Below are 25,425 nucleotides of genomic sequence, written 5' to 3'. Positions count from 1 at the left end.
GAAAAGCGAATGTGTTTAAAACCGATAGTCACCGCGCTGTGTGCTGGCGCGCTGCTGGCCGCCTCCCCTTTTGCGTCGGCCAAAGAGCTGAAAGCGATTGGCGTGACGGTGGGCGACCTTGCCAACCCGTTCTTTGTGCAGATCACCAAGGGCGCGGAGCTGGAGGCCCGCAAGCTGGCGGGGGATAACGTCAAAGTGACGCTGGTCTCCAGCGGCTACGATCTGGGCCAGCAGGTGGCGCAGATCGATAACTTTATCGCCGCCAAAGTCGATATGATTATCCTCAACGCCGCCGATTCGAAAGGCATTGGCCCGGCGGTGAAACGGGCCAAAGAGGCCGGGATCGTGGTGGTGGCGGTTGACGTTGCCGCCGAAGGGGCCGACGCCACCATCACCTCCGATAACACCCAGGCGGGCGAGCTGGCCTGTAAATACATTAGCGATCGTCTGAACAACAAAGGCAACGTGGTGATCATCAACGGGCCGCCGGTCTCCGCCGTACAAAACCGCGTCGAAGGCTGCGAAACGGAGTTCAAAAAACACCCGGATATTAAAATTTTGTCCTCCAACCAGAACGCGAAAGGCAGCCGGGAAGGCGGACTGGAGGTGATGACCTCCCTGCTGGCGGCCAATCCGAAGATTGACGGCGTGTTCGCGATCAACGATCCGACGGCGATTGGCGCCGATCTGGCGGCGAAACAGGCGCAGCGCAGCGAGTTCTTCATCGTCGGCGTCGACGGCAGCCCGGACGGCGAAGAGGCGCTGAAGCGTAAGAACTCGCTGTTCGTCGCGACGCCGGCGCAGGATCCGCAGGTGATGGCGGCGAAGGCGGTGGAAATTGGCTACAACATCCTGCAGGGCAAACCGGCCCCAACCGCGCCGGTGCTGATCCCGGTGACCATGATCGACAAAAACAACGTCAGTTCCTACAAAGGCTGGACCGTGAAATAAGCGTAACCCGGCGCACAATCGTTCCGCCGATTGTGCGCTACGCTTAACAGGTATGACGGCGCGGAGTAGCGATCATGGAACGCAAAGGCATTATTGCCGCAGGCAACATGCTGGTCGATCATGTCCACCAGATCAGACAGTGGCCGGAGCGCGGCTGGCTGGTGGAAATTATTCACAGCGAACGCGCCACCGGCGGCGCGCCGCTGAATGTCCTGCTGACCCTGGCCAAAATGCACGCCGGACTGCCGCTGCAGGCGGTCGGCCTGATTGGCGAGGATAACGATGGCGACTACATTACCGCCATGCTCGATCAGTACCATATCAATCGCCAGCTTGTGCAGCGCACCAGCTCCGCCCCCACCTCGATGACTCAGGTGATGACCGACGCCGAAGGCCAGCGCACCTTCTTTCACTCTCCCGGCGCCAACCGCCTGCTTGACCTTCCGGCCTTTGAGCCGCTGGATGCGCCGCTGAAAATTTTCCATCTCGGCTATCTGCTGCTGCTTGAGAGTCTCGATCGCCCCGACGAAGTGTACGGCACCCGCAGCGCGCGACTGCTGGCGCAGATGCGCGAGCGAGGCTATGAGGTTTCCCTCGATCTGGTGTCGCGCAAGGGCGACCCGCGCTACCGCCCGCTGGTCCTGCCGGCGCTGGCGCATCTTGACTACCTGACCATCAATGAACTGGAAGCCAGCGAGTTTAGCGGGCTGGAGATTCGGCTACCCAACGGCGAGCCGCACGTCGCCAATATCGCCAGCGCCGCCAGCGCATTGCTTGACGCCGGCGTGCGCCAACGGGTGGTGATCCACTGCCCGGAGGGGGCATGGGGCGTCTCACGTACTGAAGCCGGGCGCTGGGTGCCGTCATGGCGGCTGCCGCCGGAGGAGATTGTCGGCAGCGTCGGCGCCGGGGATGCCTTCTGCGCCGGCCTGCTGTACGGCAGCCACGAACGCTGGCCGTTAACCGACAGTCTGCAGCTGGCCCACGCCTGCGCCCGCGCCAGCCTGCAGGCTGCCAATGCGATCGACGGCGCCAAAACGCTCACTGAGCTACAGACGTTTATTCAGTTGCAGAATAATTAGAAGGGTTGACTCCCCCAGCAATGGCCAGGCCGGTTAGACAGCTTCCCGCCCTATGCCGCCTTCTCGCTGTGGGTCACGTCGGCGGAAAAGACATAGCCCAGGCCGCGCAGCGTTTTAATCAGCGTCGGCTGATGCGGGTTCAGCTCGATTTTGCGCCGCAGGCGCATGATCAGCACATCGATGGTGCGGTCGAACACCTCGGTGCTTTCGGTATGGGTCAGCGCCAGCAACTGTTCGCGGTTCAGTACCCGGCGGGCGTTCTGCGCCAGCGCCAGCAGCAAACCGTATTCTCCCTGGGTCAGCGGGATCGCCTGCTGCTGCGGGTTATACAGCTCACAGCGGGTGGTATCCAGCCGCCAGCCGTTGAACGTCAGGCCGGCGGCGACGCCCGGCGCCTCGCTGGCCAGCGCCCCGCTGCGCCGCAGCACCGCCTTCACCCGGGCGACCACCACCCGCGAACTGAACGGTTTGGCGATGTAATCATCGGCGCCCATCTCCAGGCCCACCACCACATCGGACTCACTGCCCAGGCCGGAGAGCATCACCACCGGCAGCTCCGGCCGGGTGCGCTGCAGCTGCTGAAGCACCTGCAGGCCATTGGTATCCGGCAGGATCATATCCAGCAAAACCAGCGCGATGTCCGCCCGCTGCGCCACCGTCGCCAGCGCGTCGCCGCCGGTCTGGCAGACCAGCACCTCAAACGCGTGCGCGCCGAGCACATCTCTGAGCAGCTCGCCCATCGCTATGTCGTCATCGACCACTAAAATGACCGGTTTCATCTTTGCCTCTGCCCGCGGGGAGTTAGTGTCAGTCTGATCGATTCTGCAAGGCTGCGCCGACAAATTCCTCTCCCGGTGACATTTTTTCAAGCGCCGTCACATCTCCAGGGTATCGACACGTCAAATCTGTCGACAGGCTGTTTTTCGTCAGCATTTCGCCCAAAAAAGCCGCGTATCATCAAGGAATACCCACAATGAAAATATGGCATAGAAGATGCATAGTGACGGCGCGATAGCGCAAACGCGCCCATTGAATAACTGGAGCAAGACCGATGAAAAAAGTCGTCACGGTTTGCCCGTATTGCGCATCAGGTTGCAAAATCAATCTGGTGGTCGATAACGGCAAAATCGTTCGGGCTGAAGCGGCGCAGGGGAAAACCAACCAGGGAACCCTGTGCCTGAAAGGCTATTATGGCTGGGACTTTATTAACGATACCCAGATCCTGACGCCGCGCCTGAAAACCCCCATGATCCGTCGTCAACGCGGCGGCAAGCTGGAAGCTGTCTCCTGGGATGAGGCGCTGGATTACGTCGCCACTCGCCTCAGCGCCATTAAAGCCAAATATGGCCCGGATGCGATCCAAACCACCGGCTCCTCCCGCGGCACCGGTAATGAAACCAACTATGTGATGCAAAAATTCGCGCGCGCCGTTATTGGTACCAATAACGTCGACTGCTGCGCTCGCGTCTGACACGGCCCTTCGGTTGCAGGTCTGCACCAGTCGGTCGGTAACGGCGCCATGAGTAATGCCATCACAGAGATTGATAACACCGATCTGGTGTTTATCTTCGGCTACAACCCGGCGGATTCCCACCCTATCGTGGCGAATCACGTCATTAACGCTAAACGCAACGGGGCGAAAATTATCGTCTGCGACCCGCGCAAAATTGAAACCGCGCGCATCGCCGATATGCACATTGCGCTGAAGAACGGCTCGAATATCGCGCTGCTCAACGCGATTGGCCACGTGATTATTGAAGAGGATCTGTACGATAAATCCTTCGTCGCCAGCCGTTCCGAAGGCTTCGAGGAGTATCGCAAAATCGTTGAAGGCTACACGCCGGAGTCGGTGGAGGAGATCACCGGGGTCAGCGCCCAGGAGATCCGCGCCTGCGCCCGGATGTACGCCAGCGCCAAATCCGCCGCCATTCTGTGGGGCATGGGCGTTACCCAGTTCTACCAGGGCGTGGAGACCGTGCGTTCCCTGACCAGCCTGGCGATCCTCACCGGCAACCTCGGCAAACCGAGCGTCGGCGTCAACCCGGTGCGTGGCCAGAACAACGTCCAGGGCGCCTGCGATATGGGTGCGCTGCCGGATACCTATCCAGGCTACCAGTACGTTAAGTTCCCGGAAAACCGCGAGAAGTTCGCCAAAGCCTGGGGCGTCGACAGCCTGCCGGCGCATACCGGCTATCGCATCAGCGAGCTGCCGCACCGCGCGGCGCACGGTGAAGTGCGGGCGGCGTACATTATGGGTGAAGATCCGCTGCAGACCGATGCTGAACTGTCAGCGGTGCGCAAAGCGTTCGACGATCTGGAACTGGTGATCGTCCAGGACATTTTCATGACCAAAACCGCCTCCGCGGCCGACGTCATCCTGCCGTCCACGTCGTGGGGCGAGCACGAAGGCGTGTACACCGCAGCGGACCGCGGCTTCCAGCGCTTCTTTAAAGCCGTGGAGCCGAAGTGGGATCTGAAAACCGACTGGCAGATCATCAGCGAAATCGCTACCCGGATGGGTTATCCGATGCACTACAACAACACCCAGGAGATCTGGGACGAGTTGCGGCATTTGTGCCCGGACTTCTACGGCGCCACCTACGAGAAAATGGGTGAGCTCGGCTATGTGATGTGGCCGTGCCGCGATGAGTCCGACGCCGATCAGGGGACGTCGTATCTGTTTAAAGAGAAGTTCGATACCCCGAACGGGCTGGCGCAGTTCTTCACCTGCGACTGGGTCGCGCCGATCGATAAGCTCACCGACGAGTACCCGATGGTGCTGTCGACGGTGCGCGAAGTCGGCCACTACTCGTGCCGTTCAATGACCGGTAACTGCGCGGCGCTGGCGGCGCTGGCGGATGAGCCTGGCTATGCGCAAATCAACACCGCCGACGCCGAACGGTTAGGCATTGAGGATGAAGCGCTGGTGTGGGTGAATTCGCGCAAGGGTCGGATCATCACCCGCGCGCAGGTCAGCGACCGGCCGAATAAAGGCGCGGTGTATATGACCTACCAGTGGTGGATTGGCGCCTGTAACGAGCTGGTGTCGGAGAACCTGAGCCCAATAACCAAAACGCCGGAGTACAAGTACTGCGCGGTCAACGTTGAGCGGATTGCCGATCAGCGCGCGGCGGAACAGTACGTGATCGACGAGTACAACAAGCTGAAATCCCGCCTGCGCGAAAGCGCGATGGGTTAAGGTTCGACGGCCATACCCGATATCCGGGAACCCTCCCCGGTGGCGCTTACGCTTACCGGGGCTACCAACCGAATACCGAACCGTAGCCCGGATAAGGCGCTACGCGCCGCTATCCGGGTATTCACCCCGCTAATTCCCGCCATTTTCTTCTTTTTCGCCTCCCTTTATACTGCGCGCTATGTTCCTTGCTGATAATAAATACAAATGAAATACCTCTTTTTATTTTTACTGGTTTTCACCAGCGGCGCAGCGGTGGCCACCGAACCCGGCAGTCAGTATCAACAGCAGGCGGAAGCCGGCGATCGTCGCGCGCAATATTACCTTGCGGATACCTGGGTCAGCTCCGGCGATTATCAGAAAGCCGAATTCTGGGCCCAGAAAGCAGCGGCGCAAGGCGATGGTGACGCGCTGGCCCTGCTGGCGCAGCTCAAAATTCGCAATCCGCAGCAGGCGGACTATCCGCAGGCCCGCCAGCTGGCGGAAAAAGCCGTTAAGGCCGGCAGTAAATCCGGGGAAATCGTCCTCGCGCGGGTGCTGGTGAACCGTCAGGCCGGTCCCACCGACGTGGCGCACGCCATCACGCTCCTGCAGGATGCCGCCCAGGACAGCGAAAGCGATGCGGCGGTAGACGCCCAGATGCTGCTCGGGCTGATCTACGCCAGCGGTGTGCACGGCCCGGAAGATGATGTGAAAGCGAGCGAATACTTCAAAGGCAGCTCAGCGCTCTCGCGGACCGGCTATGCCGAATACTGGGCCGGGATGATGTTCCAGCAGGGGGAGAAAGGCTTTATCGAACCGAATAAGCAGAAGGCGCTGCACTGGCTGAACGTTAGCTGTCTTGAGGGATTTGATACCGGCTGCGAAGAGTTTGACAGGATCAGTAAAGGATAAGAAAAAGCCCGGCACTCGCGCCGGGCTTTGTGTTTTATTGGGCGGTTTTATCAAACTTGCCCAGCACTTCGCGTTCATACGCCAGCGCTTTTTTACGGTCGAACTTATGCTCCCACTTGGCGATAACCAGCACCGCCAGCGCATTGCCCACCACGTTCAGCGCGGTACGCGCCATGTCGAGGATACGGTCAACGCCGGCGATAAAGGCGAGACCTTCCAGCGGGATCCCGACGCTGCCCAGGGTGGCCAGCAGCACGACAAAGGAGACGCCCGGCACGCCAGCGATCCCCTTCGAGGTCACCATCAGGGTCAGCACCAGGGTGATCTCCTGCCAGATGGAGAGGTCGATGCCGTAGAGCTGGGCGATAAAGATCGCCGCAATGCTCTGATACAGCGTTGAGCCATCGAGGTTAAAGGAGTAGCCGGTCGGCACCACGAAGCTGGTGATCGACGCCGGCGCGCCATAGGCTTCCATTTTCTCGATAATTCGCGGCAGCACACTCTCGGAGCTGGCGGTGGAGTAAGCCAGAATCAGCTCATCTTTTAGGATGCGGATCAGGATCCAGATGCTCAGGCCGCACAGGCGGGCGACAATCCCCAGCACCACCAGCGCGAAAAACAGGATCGCGAAGTAAACCAGCAGCACCAGCTTGGCCAACGGCCACAGCGAGGCGAACCCGAAGGTGGCGACGGTCACTGAAATCAGGGCGAACACCCCGATCGGCGCATAGCGCATCACCATATGGGTGACTTTGAACATGGTTTCGGAGATGGAGCGGAAGACCGTCACCAGCGGTTCACGGTGCGTCGCCGGCAGCGAGGAGAGCCCCAGACCAAACAGCACCGAGAAGAAAATAATCGGCAGCATATCGCCTTTCGCCATCGACGCCACGATGTTGGTTGGCACCAGCGACAGGATGGTGCCCATCAGGCCATGCGCATGGCTCTGCACCTCAGCGGTGGTATTCTGGTATTTCGAAATATCAACCGCCGCCAGCTGCGACATATCAATGCCCGTTCCCGGCTGAAAGACGTTGGCCAGGGTGATACCCAGCACGATCGCCACCGTGGTGATCACTTCGAAATAGATAATCGTTTTGGCGCCGATCCGGCCTAACTGTTTGGCATCGCCCACGCCGGCAATCCCGACCACCAGGGTCGAAATAACAATCGGGACCACGATCATTTTAATCAGATGGATAAAGATATCGCCCGCCGGTGTCAGCAAATTGCTAATCAACCAATCGCGACTTTCGGCGTGGTAATGCAGATAACTGCCCAGAAGGATACCCAGCACCAGGGCTAGCAAAATTTGCCAGGCCAGACTGACTTTTTTTGTTTTCTTCACTACTGACTTCCTCAATGAAAGGCACCATTCCTTTTCGTCATGGTACCCACTGCAGGGGGTATGAATTGTGTTGCGTTGCTTTGTGGGGTTATTTAACGCGCAATATCAGTATCATTTGCACGGCATGCTGCGCAAGCCTTTAAGAACAGGGCTTTCCTCTGCTTTTCTGCATAAAGCAGCGAATTTCCCCCAGTTACCTTGCATAAGTATTTGTAATAAAAAATATTTCACATCATCCATTTCTATAAATTCATTTGCGTAATTATTTCACTTCAAAGTTTCATTTGACGAAATTTCACTCAGTTGAATCATTGCGTGATCTGCCCCCCAATTAACAAACAAAGCTGTCAAAACCCCTACTCTTAACGTTTGTTTGACATATATTTAACAAGTTCAAAGGAGAAAAAAAGCCATGAGCCAAATACACAAACACCCTATTCCCGCTAACATTGCGGAACGTTGCCTGATTAACCCGGATCAGTACAAGGCGCAGTATCAACAATCCATAACCGACCCTGATACATTCTGGGGCGAGCAGGGGAAAATCCTTGACTGGATGCGCCCCTACACCCGCGTGAAGAATACCTCCTTCGCGCCAGGTAACATTTCCATCAAATGGTATGAAGACGGCACCCTGAACCTCGCCGCCAACTGCCTCGACCGCCACCTCGCCGAGCGCGGCGATCAAACCGCCATCATCTGGGAAGGCGACGACGCCAGCCAGAGCAAGCACATCACCTACCGTGAACTGCATGCGGACGTGTGCCGCTTCGCCAATGTGCTGCTCGGCCTCGGGATTAAAAAAGGCGACGTGGTCGCCATCTATATGCCGATGGTGCCGGAAGCCGCGGTGGCGATGCTGGCCTGCGCCCGCATCGGCGCCATCCACTCGGTGATTTTCGGTGGCTTCTCGCCGGAGGCAGTGGCCGGACGCATTATCGACTCCAGCTCGCGCCTGGTGATCACCGCGGATGAAGGGCTGCGCGCCGGTCGCGCCATCCCGCTGAAGAAAAACGTCGATGACGCGCTGAAAAACCCGAACGTAAACAGCATTGAACACGTCGTGGTCCTGAAACGTACCGGCGGTAAAATCGACTGGCAGGAAGGCCGCGATCTGTGGTGGAGCGATCTGATGGCGAACGCCAGCGCCGAACACCGCCCCGTCGAGATGAACGCCGAAGATCCGCTGTTCATCCTCTATACCTCTGGCTCCACCGGTAAACCGAAAGGGGTGTTGCACACCACCGGCGGCTATCTGGTCTACGCGGCCACCACCTTTAAATACGTTTTCGATTACCACCCGGGCGATATTTACTGGTGCACCGCCGATGTCGGCTGGGTCACCGGCCACAGCTATCTGCTGTACGGCCCGCTGGCCTGCGGCGCCACCACTCTGATGTTCGAAGGGGTGCCGAACTGGCCAACCCCGGCGCGTATGTGCCAGGTCGTCGATAAGCATAAGGTCAGCATTCTGTATACCGCTCCGACGGCGATCCGTGCCCTGATGGCGGAAGGCGACAAGGCTATCGAAGGCACAGACCGCTCCTCGCTGCGCATTCTCGGCTCGGTCGGCGAACCCATTAACCCGGAAGCCTGGGAGTGGTACTGGAAGAAGATCGGTAACGAGAAGTGCCCGGTGATGGACACCTGGTGGCAGACCGAAACCGGCGGCTTTATGATCACCCCGCTGCCGGGGGCGATTGAGCTGAAGGCTGGCTCCGCTACCCGCCCGTTCTTCGGCGTTCAGCCGGTGCTGGTGGATAACGAAGGGCTGCCGCTGGATGGCGCCACCGAGGGCAATCTTGCCATCGCCGACTCCTGGCCCGGCCAGGCGCGTACCCTGTTCGGGGATCATGAGCGCTTTGAGCAAACCTACTTCTCCACCTTCAAAAATATGTACTTTAGCGGCGACGGCGCGCGCCGAGATGAAGATGGCTATTACTGGATCACCGGCCGCGTGGATGACGTACTGAACGTCTCCGGCCACCGTCTGGGTACTGCCGAGATCGAATCGGCGCTGGTGTCGCACCCGAAAATCGCCGAAGCGGCAGTGGTCGGTATTCCGCACAACATCAAGGGCCAGGCTATCTACGCCTACGTGACGCTCAATCACGGTGAAGAACCGACGCCGGAGCTGTATGCGGAAGTACGTAACTGGGTGCGTAAAGAGATTGGCCCGCTGGCGACGCCGGATGTTCTGCACTGGACCGATTCGTTGCCAAAAACCCGCTCGGGCAAAATCATGCGCCGCATTCTGCGCAAGATCGCCGCGGGCGACACCAGCAACCTCGGCGATACCTCGACTCTCGCCGATCCTGGCGTAGTGGAAAAACTGCTCGAAGAGAAGCAGGCCATTACCATGCCTTCTTAAGTAAGGACCGATTCCCTACACCCTCTCCCCCACCGGGGAGAGGATAAAAATAAGTCCCTCCCCCAGGATTTCACTCGCAGGAACGCCGTCAGCGAACCGTATCCCGGCCTTTAACGCCGGAGGGGTTGCTGTCGCCAGCGTCCGCTGCGTGGATGACGAAAGGGAGACCTCTGGAGACGCTAAGATGAATGAACAACTTTGTCAGCGGATAGAAAATAGTGCGCATTTCAGGGAGCTGGTAGCATCACGGCAACGGTTTGCCGCCATTCTGTCAGTGATTATGTTAGTGATCTATGTGGGCTTTATTCTGCTTATCGCCTTCGCGCCAGGCTGGCTCGGCACGCCGCTGCACGCCGGGACCAGCGTCACCCGCGGGATCCCGCTGGGCATCGGGGTGATCGTCATTTCGTTTGTTCTCACCGGTATTTATGTCTGGCGGGCCAACGGTGAATTTGACCGTTTGACCAAGAGCGTTCTCAACGAGGTAAAAGCATGATCAAGAGAGTCCTGACGGCGCTCGCCGCCACGCTGCTGCCCCTCGGCGTTCAGGCCGCAGACGCCATTACCGGCGCGGTACAGCGCCAGCCGACCAACTGGCAAGCGATTGTCATGTTCCTGATTTTCGTCGCCCTGACCCTGTACATCACTTACTGGGCGTCAAAACGGGTGCGTTCGCGCAGCGATTACTACACCGCCGGCGGCAATATCACCGGTTTCCAGAACGGGCTGGCGATTGCCGGCGACTTTATGTCGGCAGCGTCGTTCCTTGGTATCTCCGCGCTGGTGTATACCTCCGGTTACGACGGTCTGATCTACTCGCTGGGCTTCCTTGTCGGCTGGCCGATTATCCTGTTTCTGATTGCCGAACGTCTGCGCAACCTTGGCCGCTACACCTTTGCCGACGTGGCGTCCTATCGTCTCAAACAGGGACCGATCCGCACCCTCTCCGCCTGCGGCTCGCTGGTGGTGGTGGCCCTCTATCTGATCGCCCAAATGGTTGGCGCCGGCAAGCTGATCCAGCTGCTGTTCGGCCTTAACTATCACGTTGCGGTGGTGCTGGTGGGCGTCCTGATGGTGCTCTATGTCCTGTTCGGCGGCATGCTGGCGACCACCTGGGTGCAGATTATCAAAGCGGTTCTGCTGCTGTTCGGCGCCAGCTTTATGGCCTTTATGGTGATGAAGCACGTCGGCTTCAGCTTCAATAATCTGTTTACCGAAGCGATGGCCGTCCACCCGAAAGGCGCGGCGATTATGAGCCCAGGCGGGCTGGTGAAAGATCCGATATCCGCGCTCTCCCTTGGCCTCGGTCTGATGTTTGGTACCGCCGGCCTGCCGCATATCCTGATGCGTTTCTTTACCGTGAGCGACGCCAAAGAAGCGCGTAAAAGCGTGTTCTACGCCACCGGTTTTATGGGCTACTTCTATATTCTGACCTTTATCATCGGCTTCGGCGCCATCATGCTGGTCGGCGCGAACCCAGTGTTCAAAGACGCGGCCGGGCAGCTTATCGGCGGCAATAATATGGCGGCGGTGCATCTGGCGGATGCGGTGGGCGGCAACCTGTTCCTCGGCTTTATCTCCGCGGTCGCCTTCGCCACTATTCTGGCGGTGGTCGCTGGCTTGACGCTGGCGGGCGCCTCGGCGGTGTCGCACGACCTGTACGCCAACGTCTTCCGTAAAGGGGCGACCGAGCGTCAGGAGCTGAAGGTCTCCAAAATTACGGTGCTGATCCTCGGCGTGGTGGCCATTCTGCTGGGCATCCTGTTCGAAAATCAGAATATCGCTTTCATGGTCGGCCTGGCGTTCTCTATTGCCGCCAGCTGTAACTTCCCGATTATCCTGCTGTCGATGTACTGGTCGAAGCTGACCACCCGCGGGGCGATGATCGGCGGCTGGCTGGGTCTGCTGACGGCGGTGATTCTGATGATCCTCGGCCCGACCATTTGGGTGCAGATCCTCGGTCATGAGAAAGCGCTGTTCCCGTATGAATACCCAGCGCTGTTCTCCATCGCGATCGCCTTTATCGGCATCTGGCTCTTCTCCGCGACCGATAACTCACCGGAAGGGATGCGCGAGCGCGAGCAGTTCCGCGCCCAGTTTATCCGTTCGCAGACAGGGATTGGCATCGAGAAAGGTCAGGCGCATTAAGCTCGCTTTCCCGGCCTGCTGGCCGGGGAAGCAACCCGCGGCATTTAGGTTAATTGTAGGTAAAGTTCAGGGTTCCGTTGGCGTTCGCCTGCCCAGCCTTCACCTCGGAACCGGTTTTATAATAGTTAGTCGTAAAGGAAAGTCTCTCTGTACCTGAAGCCCCTCCCGGGTTGTCCGGATTGCTGAATACGCGGTAACTGGCCTCTGCACCCGAATTCAAAACTGTCGTTCTGCTGGATGAAAACAATGTGAGATCCGTATTCAAGGGTAATGCCTTCCCATTAAGATTCAATTGCACGCCGACACCTGTTGCCGCATCAGGAGCCCATCCCAGGGATATCACGCTATTGTCTGGATTATCTCCTTGAGCTGAAGAGGCCGAGACCTTCAGTGTGACGTTCGTTCCTGGTTCGCAAGTCAGCGTCAGATTTTGTTGTGCAGAACCGACTTTTGTCGCCTTATTAAATTCAGAGGCGCTGACGTTGCCCATCTGAAATAGCAGACTTGTCACGTCAACATCGCACCCCATCGGCACCAGCTGGATTTGCGTGGAACCAGTGACGCGCAAACTGGAAGCTGCCATCGTGCCATCGCCATCTTTGATGGACACCGTTGAGGTTGGGTTACCCAAGGTCAGAGCACTACCGCTGGCGATAGCGCCGCCAGTGGCTATCAATTGCAATTGATAGACAGGGTTGTAGTGAGAGTGGTTATAAAAATAAAACAAGCTCCCCTGCCCCAATAGAAAATTCGCATCTCCTATATAATGTTCGCTATAGTCAGGTTTGATTTGGGTATTGTAACCCTCCATTTGCCCTGTGACATTAAGCCACACTTTTATTCTGATACCGATCCCCGGGACTGAAGTCGTATAGATATGATCGCTGGTGTGAGAACCCACCATTGAGGAAGCCCATTTAAACTGTGCGTAAATACCACCATTACAATTATTCATCGAAGTTTGCGGCCCGGTGATTTTCCCGGAGTCATAGAGAATGGTCCCAGCCGTATAGTTATTCGCACTCAGCAATATTCTTGGCGGCAGGTTGGCAATGGTGACATCCCCGCCATTTATATAGTTGCTGCAGGCCCAGCCACAAACTGGAGACAGCCACAGCAGCAGTAAAAAAACACGTTTCATACTAACTCCATTTATATGTTTTTATGCGCACTATTATTTGTAGGTCACGTTGAAAGTAACGGTAAAAGCCACCTTTCCCGCTGTTACTTTCCCGTCAGGGGTGTACATTCTGGCAATCATATTAAAAACGCGTTCAGCGCCCTCAGGGAGGGCATAGGTATAAGTATCATTTGGCCCCAGGCTTTTCTGATCCACCGCACTTAGCAGCTGTAACCCTACGTTCTTGGCACCATAAATAAGCTCATCCTGATAAATACTGGGATAGGTACTACTATATGAATTACCGTTAAATGTTATCGTCACCGAGGTCATCCCCGTTGAGCAATGCTCAAAGGCAATGGCAACGGCCGTGGCATCACTACTCGCGCCTGGTTTACCGGTCAGACGTTGAAGGGAAACCGTTCCCAGATCGATAGTACTGGAGGGCTTTACCGACACTTCACATACGGGTTCTTCAATCTTACCGCTGACATTAAAATTAACTACACTATTGGCGTTAAAGGGCCAGGCAGGTCTTGCGAAAATGAATAAAACCCCAATGCTAATAATAAGCAATAAGCATGGTTTTATGGATAGCCGGCCATTCCCCCTCTTCATCGCCGCTATCCTGAGATTATGAATTAAAGCCTTTACCCTGGTATTCATCATCGGCAATTCTCTGCATAAAAAACGATATCATCCACTGACTGATCAGATGAAAAATCATAATTGAGATAACACTGGCTATTTTGCGTATCACCCCACTTCACAAATAGCCGGCCTTTTTTGGGTAACCCGGTAATATAGACTTGCCCGGCATCGCCGACAATCGAACTACGACGCTCTTTATCATTCAGATTTTCATCCTCAAGCGTCACCACGGCGCCAAAAGGCACCGCTTTATTTTTGTAGTTGATGGTGACCATGGCCTTATAGCCGATCCAGGTATCATATTTGACTTTAACAATCGCATTTCGCGTCGGGACTACCTTTCTGACAATGTTATCAATTTCCGCACCAGAGACCTGCTGCTCATCAAGAGAGAGATTGTTTTCATGGTAGGGGCGTACAAAAGGCACAACGGCGTATCCAAAAGCATCGGTCGTAATATTCGTCTGCCCCCGAACTGCCACATCGCTGACGCCCGGCGCTTCGACCAGCGCCACGCTCTCGCCCAGATAGCGAGAAAGGGTTACCCCGCCAGAATGGGCAACCATCCCGCCGCGAAGCGAGTAATTGTAGTGCGAGCTATAGCTGTCATACCCGTATCCGGCGGCGACTTCGCCCCGGGAACCCTGATAGTTCAGATTGACGTTTCCAGAGATACTTTTATCGCTGGCGTTGTAGCCTTCCTGCACGTTCCAGTTCAGAGAACGGTCCGCAAACGCAGAACCGCTCAACCCCAGGCTATGGGTCGTGTCGCCCGTCCGGCTGCTGTTCAGGTTGTAGTTAGCCGATATATCCGCGCCAAAAGGCATGCTCATCGTAAGCGATATCATATTATCGCTGGTCGGAGAGCTATCGCTGTTCTGGCCTGTGCTCTGCACATTTCGGCTGTAGGAGTAGTTAATGAAGTAAGAAATGCGACCCAGGGTATTGCTATAGCTCACCCCCAGCGACTCCATACGTGAATTATCCCAATAAGATTCACTGACCAGCGAGAGGGCGAGAGAACCGAACCCGGAGAAAATCTGGGAGGCCGAAGCGTCAAAACGATCTTTAGTCCGCCCCGTTAATGAACAACACCCGCTATGAGCATTTGCCCCGTCAATGAAATTCTGCAGAGAATAATAGCCATGGGTTGAATACCGATATCCGGCAACGGAGAAGTTGGTACCCGTTAATGGAAAATCTTTACTAAAACGCACGCGATAAGACTGCCCCTCGCTGGCAGTGGTATTATCCGCGGTTGGATTTTCTTTTATATCAGCCCAGGACTGAGAAGCATCCAATGAGAGTGCGCCAACAGATCCCAGATTAAACCCAGCTCCCAACAGCGCATTGCTATATTTATCTTCCAGTTGCTGAAAACCGCCGTACAGCGTAACGTTACTCAATGCACCCCAGGCAAGGGTGGATTGCAGAAAATGGTATTCCTTTCCGCCTGAGCTCGCCGAGCGAGTTTTACCGCTGCTGAAAGCATAGTCTATCTGCCCTTCCCGCTGGAGAATCGCCAGCGAGGCAAAAGGCACCACGAAGCTCTGCTCGCCGCCATCAGACTCTTTCACCGTAACATAGAGATCGCCCGCACTCCCCGTTGGATAAAGATCATTTATTTCGAATGCCCCGGGAGAGACCGTGGTTTTATAGATGCTGTATCCATTCTGATATACCGTTACGTCTGCAGTCGTCCGGGCAATGCCTTTGATCACCGGAGCAAAGCCATTCATACTGTCCGGTAGCATCTCCCTGTCTGCATTCATCTGCACACCGGTGAAGCTGAAGCTGTCAAAGATGCCAGGATAGGTGTAAGTCTGCCCCAGTATCAGCTGGCCTTTCAGAGCATGGATATCGCGCGAAATATAGCTATAGACGGAGTCCCACTGGTTGCCATCATTATCATGATTAAAGGTGCTGTAATTACGTAAACGCCATGGCCCAACGTTCAACCCAGGCTGCAGACTAAGAAACTGACTGGATGTCGATGCGCCTCCGTGCCGCGGATCGTTTTTTTGCCCCGAAAGATTATAGTTAAGCAGCCCGGCGGTAATGCCCTGCTGCCATTGATTCTCGGGGACATAGCCCTGAGGGTGACGCAGCATCGCGACCTGCGGCACGGTAAAATCGACTCGCTGCTGTGAAAGTAAAACCGCCGTTTCCCATCCTGGTATTGCAGGCAGTTTTGCACACTCGGAGCCCTCTATCGTGAGCTCAGGATAATCCTGCGTTTTTATTGACCACTCTTTTAGTTGCGCAACGCTAATACACGGCTCAGCAGACGAATCACTACCTTCCTTTTGTGGCTTAAAGACGATAGTGTCAGAAGCGATAAACTTGTCGTTAATATAAATATCAAGATTATACTGACCAGGAGGTACGGCTTCGCGAGAAATATAAGATAAATCTACGCTTGTCGCACTAGTTTCATTAACTTCAAGTAAATGTGGGTTAAAATACTCCCCAGCGAAAGACGTTAAGGGGATAGCGCCAAGACTGCAAAGTATGGCGATATAGCTACTTTTCAATGAGAATGCATCATTCCATCCAGCGCTATTGAATGATGGCCTTATATTTTGGTCCCGACATACCATAATCATTGATCACACTCCATGTGATTTCTTTTTTCCCAGCTGGAGAGGCATTAGCTACCGGTATTCTTATCGTTGAATAGGGTGCAACAAACCACGACTCGGGTACTGCTTTACCATTAATAAAAATCTCAGAGAAATTCATATAGAGAGGAGAATCATTTTTTACCTTAATGGCTCTGCCATCATTTGACCATTGCAGTTTTTGAGCAAATTCTTCCGGAATAGCATTTTTTAAAGCTGCAGGCCGATAAATGAGTTTAATCCTTGAGTTAATCGCAAATTGCACTATATTTTTATCTGATACGTCATCCGTTGCAGGAATTCCTTTAATATTGAGCCACAACATAGACTCTCGATCTTCCGGCATCGGTTTGCCTGTACGAAGAATGCGTACAAATCCTTTTTCTCCTGCCTTCAAGCGAAAAAGAGGCGGGGTGGTAATAAAGGAGTCTTTCGCGGGTGATGTCTCATCAACGATGGCTAACCATGACTGGACGATATTTGTAACATTATCTTTATTCTGAACAGAGACGGTGGTTGTCTTTTTTGTTCCATCAAAGATAACGCGCGTTCCGCCAACAACTACGCTAGCCTGCGAAACTGAAATAGAGAAACAAAAACACACTAAACATAATAATCTGTTCATAGCCTTGTCCAAACAGGGAAAGCAAACTGCTTTCCCTTGATATAGTGATTAATTAATAATAGGTTACGTTATAGGTTACGGTCGTCTTCACTGGGCCTTTAGTTGGAGCAGAGGAACCTGACTTAGCCATTTTTACGATAAACGGAATGGTCGCTTCCCCAGAAGAAATATCGACATCAGAACCTTCAGTATTGTTCTTTTGCAATACGCCAGCGCCATCAAAAATAGCAACAGCAACATTGGTTGCTGGTGTTCCTGTAGCCTGGTTTCGAAAATAATCACTATTAAATTTATCTGCTTCACCACCAAAGGTAATTCGGGCTTTGGTCAGAGCACCTTCGCCCGTAGGGCAACCGGCCAGTGTGAAAGAGAAGTTCTTCGCGGCGCTATAGACGTTCGCTGTTAAATCTGCTACCGAGACAGTCCCCATTTCAATAGATGAAGCATTATTATCAATACTGGCGGAACATGTGGTTTCGGCCACCGTCCCCGTGAAGTCGATAGTATTATTCGCATGAGACATTGCCACCAAAGAGCAGCCAGAAGATAAAGCTAAAATCTTAGCTAACGTTTTGAAATTTGCTTTCATTTGTATTCCCCTATTTATTCAGAATAACAATCAATCCATCAATTGTTTATGGCAAGCTATTAGCGAATGAGATTGGATACCAACGTTCTTAACTGCTGGTATATTTCTTAGGGAAATGTATGGCTTGCATTTAACATTAGTTCAAATGCAAGAGCTTTAATTCCACTTGAATCCATTCAATAATAAAAGCTCACGCAAACAAGATAACGGAAACCAAGAGTATTCTCAACAATAGAAGAAAGGCTAATTCAAAGTCATAAATGTCTGTCATTAATAACCATCATATATGCATTAAAAATATGCAAATAAAATCATTGAGTTATAATATCAAAATATTCAAACACATACAAATAAATATAGTAAATAAAACAATATTCAAATAGAAACATTTGGTTACAAACTATCGATAAATAATTAAGAATAATCATGGCGGATTAAAGAAAAACCAGACAAGGGTTATCAATAAATAATATTAGAACTAAGACTAATTAAGGATTATTTTCCCTGGCAACAATCAGAGATAGTGATAAATCCCCAATCAAGTTGTTCCATTAATCACCATGCCACCAGGTTAATCCGTAAAAAATAGCTGAAATGAGCGCGGAGTGACTTTTAAAACAGTGCCCAGCGCACCAAAGGCGCGGCCAGCACCATCACGACTCCGGAAAGCATCATCACCAGGCTGGCGACGACGCCCTCCTGTGGGCCAAGCTCATAAGATCGTGCGGTACCAGCGCCATGTGATGCTGCGCCAAACCCCGCTCCTTTCGCCATTCCTGCGCGAATAGAAAGTCGCAGAAACAGTACATCACCTATCGTCATACCGAATACCCCGGTGACAACAACAAACAGAGCGACTAAATCAGGCTGGCCGCCCAGCGGCTTCGCTGCGGCAAGGGCAAAGGGCGTCGTTACCGAGCGCACAGCCAGGCTCCGCTGGATCTCATCAGGCAGCGTCAACCATCTCGCCAGCCAGACCGAACTGGTCACCGCAACAACCGACGCGGTGATCACCCCGGCGGTGAGTGACATCCAGTGGCGTTTAATCACCGCGACATTTTCATAGACCGGGACGGCAAAAGCGATGGTCGCCGGGCCCAGCAGCCAGAGCAGCCAGTGGGTCTCCCCCATATAGCTCTGATAGGAGATGTGGCCTACCACCAGAATCAGCACCAGCAGGATCGGCGTGAACACCAGCGGCATCAGCGGCAGTTTATGAAAACGGCGATACAGTTTTTTGTTGGCATAATAAAGGCCCAGGGTCGCCAGCAGACACAGGATACTCAGCACGACATCGCTCATTTATTTATCCTGCTCACTTCGTAACGATAGACCTTGTCAACGACCCAGGCGGTGGCGCCCAGCACCATCAGCGTGCTTAACGCAATCACCAGAAAAATCCGCCAGCCGTCGACCATCAGCAGTTGAGCATAATTGACCACCGCCACCACCGCCGGGACAAAAAACAGCAGCATTTCCGCCAGCAACCAGCGGGCGCCGGCGCGAACCCAGTTCAGGGGGATCACCCGGCAGACGATCAGCAGCAGGAGCATCACCATGCCCACTAAGTTGGCCGGCAGCGGCACCTGCCAGGTGTTCACCAGATATTGCGCGAAGATAAATAACCCGACGTAGAGAAGTACCTGCACCGGGATCTGAAGACGTTGCGCCACGACGGGGACAACGCGAGCTGGCGCGAAGGCCATGAGCGATATTCCTGGAAAAAAGAAGTCAGGGGTGCAGTATAGAGAGCCGCCGACGCGGACAGAAATGAATTAAAATCATCGCAGGTATAGTCTCAGGGAATAATTATGGATATCCGAACGCTGCGCTATTTCGTTGAAGTGGTTCGTCAGCAGAGTTTTACTCGCGCGGCGGAAAAGCTGTTCGTCACGCAGCCCACCATCAGCAAGATGCTTAAAAATCTCGAAGATGAACTGAACTGCACGCTGTTGATCCGCGATGGCCGCAAACTGCTGCTTACCGATACCGGGCGCGTGGTTTTTGAACGCGGCCAGGCGATCCTCGGCGAGTTCAGCCAGCTGGAGTCAGAGCTGAGCGATATCAACCACCTGCATAAGGGGGTGCTGCGTCTTGGCATTCCGCCGATGGTCGGGATGCTGATGGCCGAGCCGATCAGCCGTTTTCGCGAACGCTACCCGGGCGTCGAGTTGAAAATCGCCGAGTTTGGCGGCCTGACGGTTCAGCAGGCGGTCAGCAACGGCGAGCTTGATATGGCGATGACCGCCCTGCCGATCGAAGAAGGAAGCAGCCTCACCACCTTACCGTTGTTCAACCACCCGCTGTGCGTCCTGGCGCCCAGGACCGCGACGTGGGAAGGCAAGACCTCGCTCTCGCCGGCGGAGCTGGCGGCGCATCCGCTGGTTATTTACAACGAAGATTTCGCCCTCAGCCAGCAGCTGATGCGCCTCTTTGCCGAGCATGATGTGAAGCCGCGGATCGCCGTGCGCAGCGGTCAGTGGGATTTTCTCGCCGCCATGGTGCAGGCCGGCATTGGCGTGGCGATCCTGCCGGAGCCGATTTGCCAGCGTCTCGACCCGCAGAATTTTTGCTGGATCCCATTGCAAAGCGAGCTGCGCTGGGAGCTGGGGATGATTTGGCGGGAAGGGGTGTATATGTCGCGCAGCGCTGAGGCCTGGCTGGCGTGCAGTAAAGCGTTCTGGCTGGAATAAATCCCTGGTGACAACGCGTTTCGGAGAGGAATGGGTAGCCCGGGTCAGACGCTTGCGCCGCTGCCCGGGTTTCCCCGGTCGCGCTAACGCTTACCGGGGCTACACATTTACTGCGGTCTCGCCGGTAGCCCGAATGAATGTCGCGCTATCCGGATGACAGGTTATTGATCTTCGATTAACAGCGCTTCCAGCAGGTCGAGGTCGTGTAGCAGCTTCTGCAGCGTCTCGTTGCTGATCTGCCGGGTGGCGCGCAGATGGTACAGCTCGCCACGTTCAGAGCGCAGCGCCGCCAGGCGGAAGCGGCGTTCCAGACTCTCTTCGAGCATGGAGGTCTCCACGTCGTTACGCCCATCGGCGCGGCGGCGCAGGTTACCGATCACCCGCGAACTGACTTCGGTCAGCAGCTGGTTATCGATATTCTCTTTGGTATCCGCCGCCAGCCGTTCTTCCATCTTCTGGATAGCCACAATCGCCACGTCCGCCGTCGCCGCGCGCGCCAGACGCTCCTCTTTCCGCTGCTGCACATTATCGCTCGATTCAATGTGACGCAGCAGGATCGGCAGCGCAATCACCCCAACGAACAACGAGAACAGGATCACCCCGGCGGCGAGGAAAATCAGCTCATAGCGCGCCGGAAAGACATTCCCGTCCGGCAGCAACAGCGGAATAGAGAGCACACCGGCGAGGGTAATCGCCCCGCGCACCCCGGCAACGGAGGAGATCAGCAGCTCGCGAGTAGTCCAGGAGCCAAACTCCATCGGTTTCTTCTTCAGGAAGCGCTGGCTAAGCTTACGCATCGACCACAGCCAGCCAAAACGCACCAGCATCAGCGCGGCATAGATCAGGATGATGTCGGTAAACAGCATCCAGGTCTCGACATTGGGGTCGGCTTCCGCCGCCACCAGCGAGCTGGAGAGGATATCCGGCAGCTGCAGGCCCAACAGCAGAAACACCATGCCGTTAAAGACAAACTCCAGCATCGCCCAGGTGCTGTTGGCGCGCAGGCGCATCGCCAGCGGCGCGGTACGCATCACGCCGGAACGGGTGATGGTCATCCCTGCCGCCACCGCCGCCAGAATGCCGGAGACGCCGATATGTTCGGCAATCAGATAGGAGGCAAACGGCAGCAGGAACAGCAGGACGATCTGCGTGGCGGGCTCGTCACCGCCCCAGCGGCTGAGGAAGCGCATCGAGCGGCCATACGACCAGCTCACCACAAACCCGGCCAGCACGCCGCCAATCGCCACTTTCAGAAACTCGACGGTGGCGCCGCCGACGGTAAAGACCATGGTGCCCATCGCCACCGCGACGGCAAACTTGAGCGAGACCAGGCCGGAGGCGTCGTTCATCAGCGCCTCACCCTGCAGAATACCCATGATTTTTTTCGGTATCCGCCCTTCCCCGACGATACCCGAAAGCGCCACGGCATCGGTCGGCGACAGCACGGCCGCCAGCGCGAACGCCGGGATCAGCGGAATGCCCGGCACAATCCAGTAGATCAGAAAGCCGATGCCGACCACCGTCACGACCACCAGCGCCAGCGCCAGGCCGAGGATCTCGCGACCGTGCTCAATGAATTCGCGAGTCGGCGTTTTCCAGCCGTCGGCGAACAGCAGCGGCGGGATAAACAGGACCAGAAACAGCTCTGGATCAAATTCAACATGCAAACCAAAGGTCGGCCACGCCAGAAGCGCGCCAATGGCGATTTGCATCAGTGGGAGTGGAACCTGAAAGGGCAGTACGCGCGTCACTACCCCGGAGAGTGAGACCACAAGGGTCATGATGAGGATGGTAAAGAATATTTCCATGTGTTCCCTGTTTGCTGCGTTTTCTTTTATACCTGTGAGGCGTCTTGCCTGTGAATCATACGCTACCCAGATTAACGCAAATGGAAACAGGATGTGGCTTAAAAATAAAACGGGCGGCCTGAGCCGCCCGTGAGGAGCACAAAGGGTTTAAATCGCCCACCCGCCGGCGTAGAACACCACCAGCGCCACAGCGATAATCACCGTGCCGAGGTTCAGCTTACGCCACTCGCCGGAGACCAGGCGGCCGATCACCAGGGTCGCGAAACCGATCATGATGCCGGTCACGATGTTGCAGGTCAGCACGATAAACACCGCGGTGATCAGGCCAGCCATGGCGTCAACGAAGTCATTGAAATCGATCTTCGCCACGTTGCTCAGCATCAGCAGGCCGACGTACATCAGCGCCGGCGCGGTCGCGTAGGCCGGCACCAGATAAGAGAGCGGAGAGAGGAACAGGATCAGCAGGAACAGGACCCCTACCGTCACCGCGGTCAGGCCGGTTTTACCGCCGGCTGCCGTACCCGCCGCCGATTCGATATACACCGCCGCCGGCGCCGCCCCGACTAAGCCAGAGAAGACGCTGCTCAGGGAGTCGGTGGTCAGCGCTTTACCGCCGTTGATGATCTGTCCGTCTTTGTCCAGCAGGTTCGCCTGACCGGCCACCGCGCGGATGGTGCCGGTGGCGTCAAAAACCGCCGTCATCACCAGGGCCAGCACGCTGGGCAGCACAACCGGATTCAGCGCGCCGACGATATCCAGACTGCCAATCAGCGAGTTGCCCTGGTCATCGCTCAGGGATGGCATGGCGAAAATCCCGGAGAAATGGACGTTAGGATCGAAAATCAGGCCGACAATCGACACGCCGATAATGGTCAGCAGAATACCGCCCGGTACCTTCATTTTTTCCAGACCGATGATCACCGCAAGGCCAATCAGCGACATCACCACCGGGAAGCTGTCAAAGTTCCCCAACGCCACCGGCAGACCGTCCAGCGGGTTTTTGATCACCAGGCCAACGCCATTGGCGGCAATCAGCAGCAGGAACAGACCGATCCCGATCCCGGTACCGTGGGCCACGCCCTGCGGCAGGTTGCGCAAGATCCAGCTGCGGATGCCGGTTGCCGAGATCACCGTAAACAGGACGCCCATCAGGAATACCGCGCCGAGCGCCACCGGAATACTGATGTGCTGCCCCAGCACCAGGCTGAAGGCGGTGAAAGCGGTCAACGAGATAGCGCAGCCGATGGCCATCGGCAGGTTTGCCCATAATCCCATCGCCAGCGAGCCAACGCCCGCCACCAGACAGGTAGAAACAAACACCGCGGCCGGCGGGAAGCCCGCTTTTCCGAGCATGCCCGGCACCACGATGACGGAGTACACCATTGCCAGAAAGGTAGTAAGACCTGCAACAATCTCCTGACGCACGGTGCTACCGCGCGCCGAAATTTTAAACCAGGCGTCTAATGAACCGCCGGTACGCGCTGAAGGCGTAGACATAGAAAACTTCCCCTGAAAATTTTTATTGTTCGTTGATATGCGTGGTGGACCTTCCACTGCCAGTTAAACGCGATCTCCTTGTACCGAATCGCAGCGCCAGGGGGGCTGCAAAAAAGCAAACGTTTAACTCCACGCATACACTACGGTGTGTCAACCTTGTCTCCTCCCCCTGGATAGCAGATAAAAGAGGGAGCAAAACAGAAAGGCAAACGATTATCCGGCCTTTAGATAACCCTTTTCAACCGATGTTTATCGTATTTCGCTAAATTTCGCTTATGACGAACAGAAAATAACCAGCTTATGCGCAAACGTTATCGTCCATGCGCAATCCGCTAACAATTTTTTAGTCAGTTGCTTTCATTTAGCCGCATCATCGGATCCGCTGATACCTCAGGCGCCGGGTAAGGTGAAGGGGCCGCCGCGCTCGATGGCCCGCTGCCAGGCCGGGCGCTGTTCCACCCGCTGTCGCCAGGCCTCGATATGGCGAAGATCATCCATGCCGCCGCGGGCCAGCAGCGCCATCACCGGGAAGCTCATCTGGATATCGGCCATGCTCAGCCGATCGCCGGCAAACCATGGCCGCGTGGCCAGATGGTCGTCAATGAATCGCGCATGGGTGGCCAGCTGAGGATCGAGCCACGCTTTCTGGATACCTTTGCCCAGCAGCGAGCCCAGCGAGCGGACGCCAAAGGGCACCGGGGGTTTGCCGAGGCTGGCGAACACCAGCTTCATTAACAGCAGCGGCATCAGCGAGCCTTCGGCATAGTGCAGCCAGAAGCGGTACTGCAGTTTGTCATCCGCGCCCTGCGGCTTCAGCAGCCCATCGCTGTCCCAGCTCTCCTGCAAATACTCAAGGATCGCGCCGGACTCCGCCAGCACATAGCCGTTGTCTTCCAGTACTGGCGATTTCCCCAGCGGGTGGATTTTCTTCAATGCCGCTGGCGCCAGCATCGACTTTTCCCGCTGATAGCGGACTATCTGATAAGGCAGCTGTAGCTCCTCCAGCGCCCACAGTACGCGTTGCGATCGTGACTGATTAAGATGATGTACCGTCAGCATGGGCCTCTCCCGTCGTTTGTTCAAATTAACTATAGGAACAGGCGCTGATTGCCGGGAAAATTTCGGCAAAATAGTGAGGAAAAAACGGCGGCGGATGCCATAGTTAAAGTGTCGACGCAAACCGGAACCTCCATCAACAGATTGCGCAATACTGAGGGACGTCGACGTCGGGGGAAACCCTCTCGTGAACCAACGAGATAATGCGAAAGACCAAGACCGGAAAACAACTAAAGCGCCCAGTTGTGGCGCTTTAGTTTTATCACTCCTCCTCCAGCAGCCGGGCGCCGGTCCCCTCTTCCCCCAGCTTATCGCCCGGGTTGCGTAGCGGGCAGTCGCGCCGCGATAAACAGCCGCAGCCGATGCAGCCGTCGAGCTGGTCGCGCAGCGCCGTCAGGGTGTGGATACGCCGGTCAAGCTCCTCGCGCCACTGGGATGACAGCATTTTCCACTCTTTTGCGCTGAGATTGTGCCCTTCCGGCAGCACGCCAAACGCGTCGCCGATGGTGGCCAGCGGGATGCCGATACGTTGCGCAATTTTGATAATCGCCACCGCGCGCAGGACATCGCGCCGGTAGCGCCGCTGATTGCCGGCATTCCGCTGGCTGTGGATCAGCCCTTTACTCTCATAAAAATGGAGGGCCGAGACCGCCACGCCGGTTCGTTTTGCCACTTCCCCGGGCGTCAGCAGCATTTTGATGCGGGGTGATTTCTTTTCCATAAAGCGCTTTACCTCAAGTTAACTTGAGGAATTATACTCGCCCGCAGACAAAAC

General features: G+C 55.7%; 21 protein-coding genes and 1 pseudogene. 8 read left to right on the top strand and 14 right to left on the bottom strand.

Annotated features, from left to right (window positions below; translation table 11 throughout):
* Positions 1–9 precede the first annotated feature (9 nt).
* Both ACQUTP_RS19020 and ACQUTP_RS19015 read left to right on the top strand, forming a co-directional pair.
* Positions 10–951 (top strand): ABC transporter substrate-binding protein, encoded by a 942-nt coding sequence (locus tag ACQUTP_RS19020; RefSeq protein ID WP_186384791.1) that lies wholly within the window; start codon positions 10–12, stop codon positions 949–951.
* A 74-nt stretch (positions 952–1,025) separates the two neighbouring features.
* Positions 1,026–2,033: a carbohydrate kinase family protein gene (locus ACQUTP_RS19015; protein WP_032456858.1), complete on the top strand. Its 1,008-nt coding sequence runs from the start codon at positions 1,026–1,028 to the stop codon at positions 2,031–2,033.
* 50 nt (positions 2,034–2,083) lie between these two features.
* Here ACQUTP_RS19015 and ACQUTP_RS19010 read toward each other — a convergent pair whose 3' ends face one another.
* Positions 2,084–2,812: a response regulator gene (locus tag ACQUTP_RS19010; protein ID WP_004206359.1), complete on the bottom strand. Its 729-nt coding sequence runs from the start codon at positions 2,810–2,812 to the stop codon at positions 2,084–2,086.
* A 272-nt stretch (positions 2,813–3,084) separates the two neighbouring features.
* Between ACQUTP_RS19010 and fdhF the strand changes: the two genes are divergently transcribed.
* Both fdhF and ACQUTP_RS19000 read left to right on the top strand, forming a co-directional pair.
* Positions 3,085–5,232, top strand: a complete 2,148-nt coding sequence (gene fdhF / locus ACQUTP_RS19005; RefSeq protein WP_077598907.1) for a formate dehydrogenase subunit alpha — start codon at positions 3,085–3,087, stop codon at positions 5,230–5,232.
* A 204-nt stretch (positions 5,233–5,436) separates the two neighbouring features.
* Positions 5,437–6,123 carry a tetratricopeptide repeat protein gene (locus ACQUTP_RS19000; protein WP_004206356.1) on the top strand — a complete coding sequence of 229 codons (687 nt, stop codon included), beginning with the start codon at positions 5,437–5,439 and terminating at the stop codon, positions 6,121–6,123.
* Positions 6,124–6,157: 34 nt separating this feature from the next.
* On the opposite strand, the gene gltP is transcribed toward ACQUTP_RS19000, so the two are convergent.
* Together gltP and ACQUTP_RS18990 are read right to left on the bottom strand one after the other, a co-directional pair.
* Positions 6,158–7,471, bottom strand: coding sequence for a glutamate/aspartate:proton symporter GltP (gene gltP / locus ACQUTP_RS18995; protein ID WP_004206354.1), 1,314 nt, complete (start codon positions 7,469–7,471; stop codon positions 6,158–6,160).
* A gap of 111 nt (positions 7,472–7,582) precedes the next feature.
* Positions 7,583–7,783 (bottom strand): annotated as a pseudogene (locus tag ACQUTP_RS18990) (hypothetical protein).
* Between the two features lie 100 nt (positions 7,784–7,883).
* On the opposite strand from ACQUTP_RS18990, the gene acs reads away from it, so the two are divergent.
* The 3 genes from acs (at position 7,884) to actP (ending at position 11,990) form a co-directional block, all read left to right on the top strand.
* Positions 7,884–9,842, top strand: coding sequence for an acetate--CoA ligase (gene acs / locus ACQUTP_RS18985; RefSeq protein WP_004206352.1), 1,959 nt, complete (start codon positions 7,884–7,886; stop codon positions 9,840–9,842).
* A 184-nt stretch (positions 9,843–10,026) separates the two neighbouring features.
* Positions 10,027–10,338 (top strand): DUF485 domain-containing protein, encoded by a 312-nt coding sequence (locus tag ACQUTP_RS18980; protein ID WP_004206350.1) that lies wholly within the window; start codon positions 10,027–10,029, stop codon positions 10,336–10,338.
* Positions 10,338–11,990 (top strand): cation/acetate symporter ActP, encoded by a 1,653-nt coding sequence (gene actP, locus ACQUTP_RS18975; protein ID WP_025999225.1) that lies wholly within the window; start codon positions 10,338–10,340, stop codon positions 11,988–11,990. Before ACQUTP_RS18980 ends, actP begins: the two co-directional genes overlap by 1 nt.
* A 49-nt stretch (positions 11,991–12,039) precedes the next feature.
* On the opposite strand, the gene ACQUTP_RS18970 is transcribed toward actP, so the two are convergent.
* The 7 genes from ACQUTP_RS18970 to ACQUTP_RS18940 all read right to left on the bottom strand — a co-directional run bounded on the left by ACQUTP_RS18970 (position 12,040) and on the right by ACQUTP_RS18940 (position 19,302).
* Positions 12,040–13,131, bottom strand: coding sequence for a type 1 fimbrial protein (locus tag ACQUTP_RS18970; protein ID WP_017900098.1), 1,092 nt, complete (start codon positions 13,129–13,131; stop codon positions 12,040–12,042).
* A 33-nt stretch (positions 13,132–13,164) separates the two neighbouring features.
* Complete coding sequence (locus ACQUTP_RS18965) at positions 13,165–13,779, bottom strand: fimbrial protein (protein WP_017900099.1); 615 nt, start codon at positions 13,777–13,779, stop codon at positions 13,165–13,167.
* Positions 13,776–16,367 (bottom strand): fimbria/pilus outer membrane usher protein, encoded by a 2,592-nt coding sequence (locus ACQUTP_RS18960; protein WP_428902426.1) that lies wholly within the window; start codon positions 16,365–16,367, stop codon positions 13,776–13,778. The genes ACQUTP_RS18965 and ACQUTP_RS18960 overlap by 4 nt, the downstream gene beginning before the upstream one ends.
* A complete protein-coding gene (locus tag ACQUTP_RS18955; RefSeq protein ID WP_428902427.1) occupies positions 16,321–17,007 on the bottom strand; it encodes a fimbrial assembly chaperone in 687 nt (228 codons plus the stop codon). Before ACQUTP_RS18955 ends, ACQUTP_RS18960 begins: the two co-directional genes overlap by 47 nt.
* A gap of 52 nt (positions 17,008–17,059) precedes the next feature.
* Complete coding sequence (locus tag ACQUTP_RS18950) at positions 17,060–17,596, bottom strand: fimbrial protein (protein ID WP_017900102.1); 537 nt, start codon at positions 17,594–17,596, stop codon at positions 17,060–17,062.
* Between the two features lie 612 nt (positions 17,597–18,208).
* On the bottom strand, positions 18,209–18,898 hold the full coding sequence (locus ACQUTP_RS18945; protein ID WP_032456852.1) for an LrgB family protein: 690 nt from the start codon (positions 18,896–18,898) through the stop codon (positions 18,209–18,211).
* Positions 18,895–19,302: a CidA/LrgA family protein gene (locus tag ACQUTP_RS18940; protein ID WP_032456851.1), complete on the bottom strand. Its 408-nt coding sequence runs from the start codon at positions 19,300–19,302 to the stop codon at positions 18,895–18,897. Before ACQUTP_RS18940 ends, ACQUTP_RS18945 begins: the two co-directional genes overlap by 4 nt.
* Positions 19,303–19,407: 105 nt before the next feature.
* On the opposite strand from ACQUTP_RS18940, the gene ACQUTP_RS18935 reads away from it, so the two are divergent.
* Positions 19,408–20,289 carry a LysR family transcriptional regulator gene (locus tag ACQUTP_RS18935; RefSeq protein WP_004206335.1) on the top strand — a complete coding sequence of 294 codons (882 nt, stop codon included), beginning with the start codon at positions 19,408–19,410 and terminating at the stop codon, positions 20,287–20,289.
* A 161-nt stretch (positions 20,290–20,450) separates the two neighbouring features.
* On the opposite strand, the gene ACQUTP_RS18930 is transcribed toward ACQUTP_RS18935, so the two are convergent.
* The 4 genes from ACQUTP_RS18930 to soxR form a co-directional block, all read right to left on the bottom strand.
* Complete coding sequence (locus ACQUTP_RS18930; RefSeq protein WP_004206334.1) at positions 20,451–22,097, bottom strand: Na+/H+ antiporter; 1,647 nt, start codon at positions 22,095–22,097, stop codon at positions 20,451–20,453.
* A gap of 147 nt (positions 22,098–22,244) precedes the next feature.
* Entirely contained in the window at positions 22,245–23,594 is a 1,350-nt protein-coding gene (locus ACQUTP_RS18925) for an NCS2 family permease (protein WP_004206333.1), read from the bottom strand.
* A 390-nt stretch (positions 23,595–23,984) separates the two neighbouring features.
* Entirely contained in the window at positions 23,985–24,653 is a 669-nt protein-coding gene (locus tag ACQUTP_RS18920; protein WP_100051226.1) for a glutathione S-transferase family protein, read from the bottom strand.
* Positions 24,654–24,912: 259 nt separating this feature from the next.
* Complete coding sequence (soxR, locus tag ACQUTP_RS18915; protein ID WP_004206331.1) at positions 24,913–25,371, bottom strand: redox-sensitive transcriptional activator SoxR; 459 nt, start codon at positions 25,369–25,371, stop codon at positions 24,913–24,915.
* Between the last annotated feature and the right edge of the window lie 54 nt (positions 25,372–25,425).

Source organism: Klebsiella sp. 2-CIP_Kleb. (assembly GCF_050378715.1).
GTDB lineage: Bacteria > Pseudomonadota > Gammaproteobacteria > Enterobacterales > Enterobacteriaceae > Klebsiella > Klebsiella quasipneumoniae.
Note: the sequence above shows the minus strand (reverse complement) of the source record. Positions and strands in the feature narration are given on the sequence as shown.

Coding starts and splice junctions, on each gene's coding strand:
- ACQUTP_RS19020 (WP_186384791.1), top strand. CDS start 10: ATGTGTTTAAAACCGATAGTCACCGCGCTGTGTGCTGGCGCGCTGCTG.
- ACQUTP_RS19015 (WP_032456858.1), top strand. CDS start 1,026: ATGGAACGCAAAGGCATTATTGCCGCAGGCAACATGCTGGTCGATCAT.
- ACQUTP_RS19010 (WP_004206359.1), bottom strand. CDS start 2,812: ATGAAACCGGTCATTTTAGTGGTCGATGACGACATAGCGATGGGCGAG.
- ACQUTP_RS19000 (WP_004206356.1), top strand. CDS start 5,437: ATGAAATACCTCTTTTTATTTTTACTGGTTTTCACCAGCGGCGCAGCG.
- acs (WP_004206352.1), top strand. CDS start 7,884: ATGAGCCAAATACACAAACACCCTATTCCCGCTAACATTGCGGAACGT.
- ACQUTP_RS18980 (WP_004206350.1), top strand. CDS start 10,027: ATGAATGAACAACTTTGTCAGCGGATAGAAAATAGTGCGCATTTCAGG.
- ACQUTP_RS18970 (WP_017900098.1), bottom strand. CDS start 13,131: ATGAAACGTGTTTTTTTACTGCTGCTGTGGCTGTCTCCAGTTTGTGGC.
- ACQUTP_RS18965 (WP_017900099.1), bottom strand. CDS start 13,779: ATGATGAATACCAGGGTAAAGGCTTTAATTCATAATCTCAGGATAGCG.
- ACQUTP_RS18960 (WP_428902426.1), bottom strand. CDS start 16,367: ATGATTATGGTATGTCGGGACCAAAATATAAGGCCATCATTCAATAGC.
- ACQUTP_RS18955 (WP_428902427.1), bottom strand. CDS start 17,007: ATGAACAGATTATTATGTTTAGTGTGTTTTTGTTTCTCTATTTCAGTT.
- ACQUTP_RS18950 (WP_017900102.1), bottom strand. CDS start 17,596: ATGAAAGCAAATTTCAAAACGTTAGCTAAGATTTTAGCTTTATCTTCT.
- ACQUTP_RS18945 (WP_032456852.1), bottom strand. CDS start 18,898: ATGAGCGATGTCGTGCTGAGTATCCTGTGTCTGCTGGCGACCCTGGGC.
- ACQUTP_RS18940 (WP_032456851.1), bottom strand. CDS start 19,302: ATGGCCTTCGCGCCAGCTCGCGTTGTCCCCGTCGTGGCGCAACGTCTT.
- ACQUTP_RS18935 (WP_004206335.1), top strand. CDS start 19,408: ATGGATATCCGAACGCTGCGCTATTTCGTTGAAGTGGTTCGTCAGCAG.
- ACQUTP_RS18930 (WP_004206334.1), bottom strand. CDS start 22,097: ATGGAAATATTCTTTACCATCCTCATCATGACCCTTGTGGTCTCACTC.
- ACQUTP_RS18925 (WP_004206333.1), bottom strand. CDS start 23,594: ATGTCTACGCCTTCAGCGCGTACCGGCGGTTCATTAGACGCCTGGTTT.
- ACQUTP_RS18920 (WP_100051226.1), bottom strand. CDS start 24,653: ATGCTGACGGTACATCATCTTAATCAGTCACGATCGCAACGCGTACTG.
- soxR (WP_004206331.1), bottom strand. CDS start 25,371: ATGGAAAAGAAATCACCCCGCATCAAAATGCTGCTGACGCCCGGGGAA.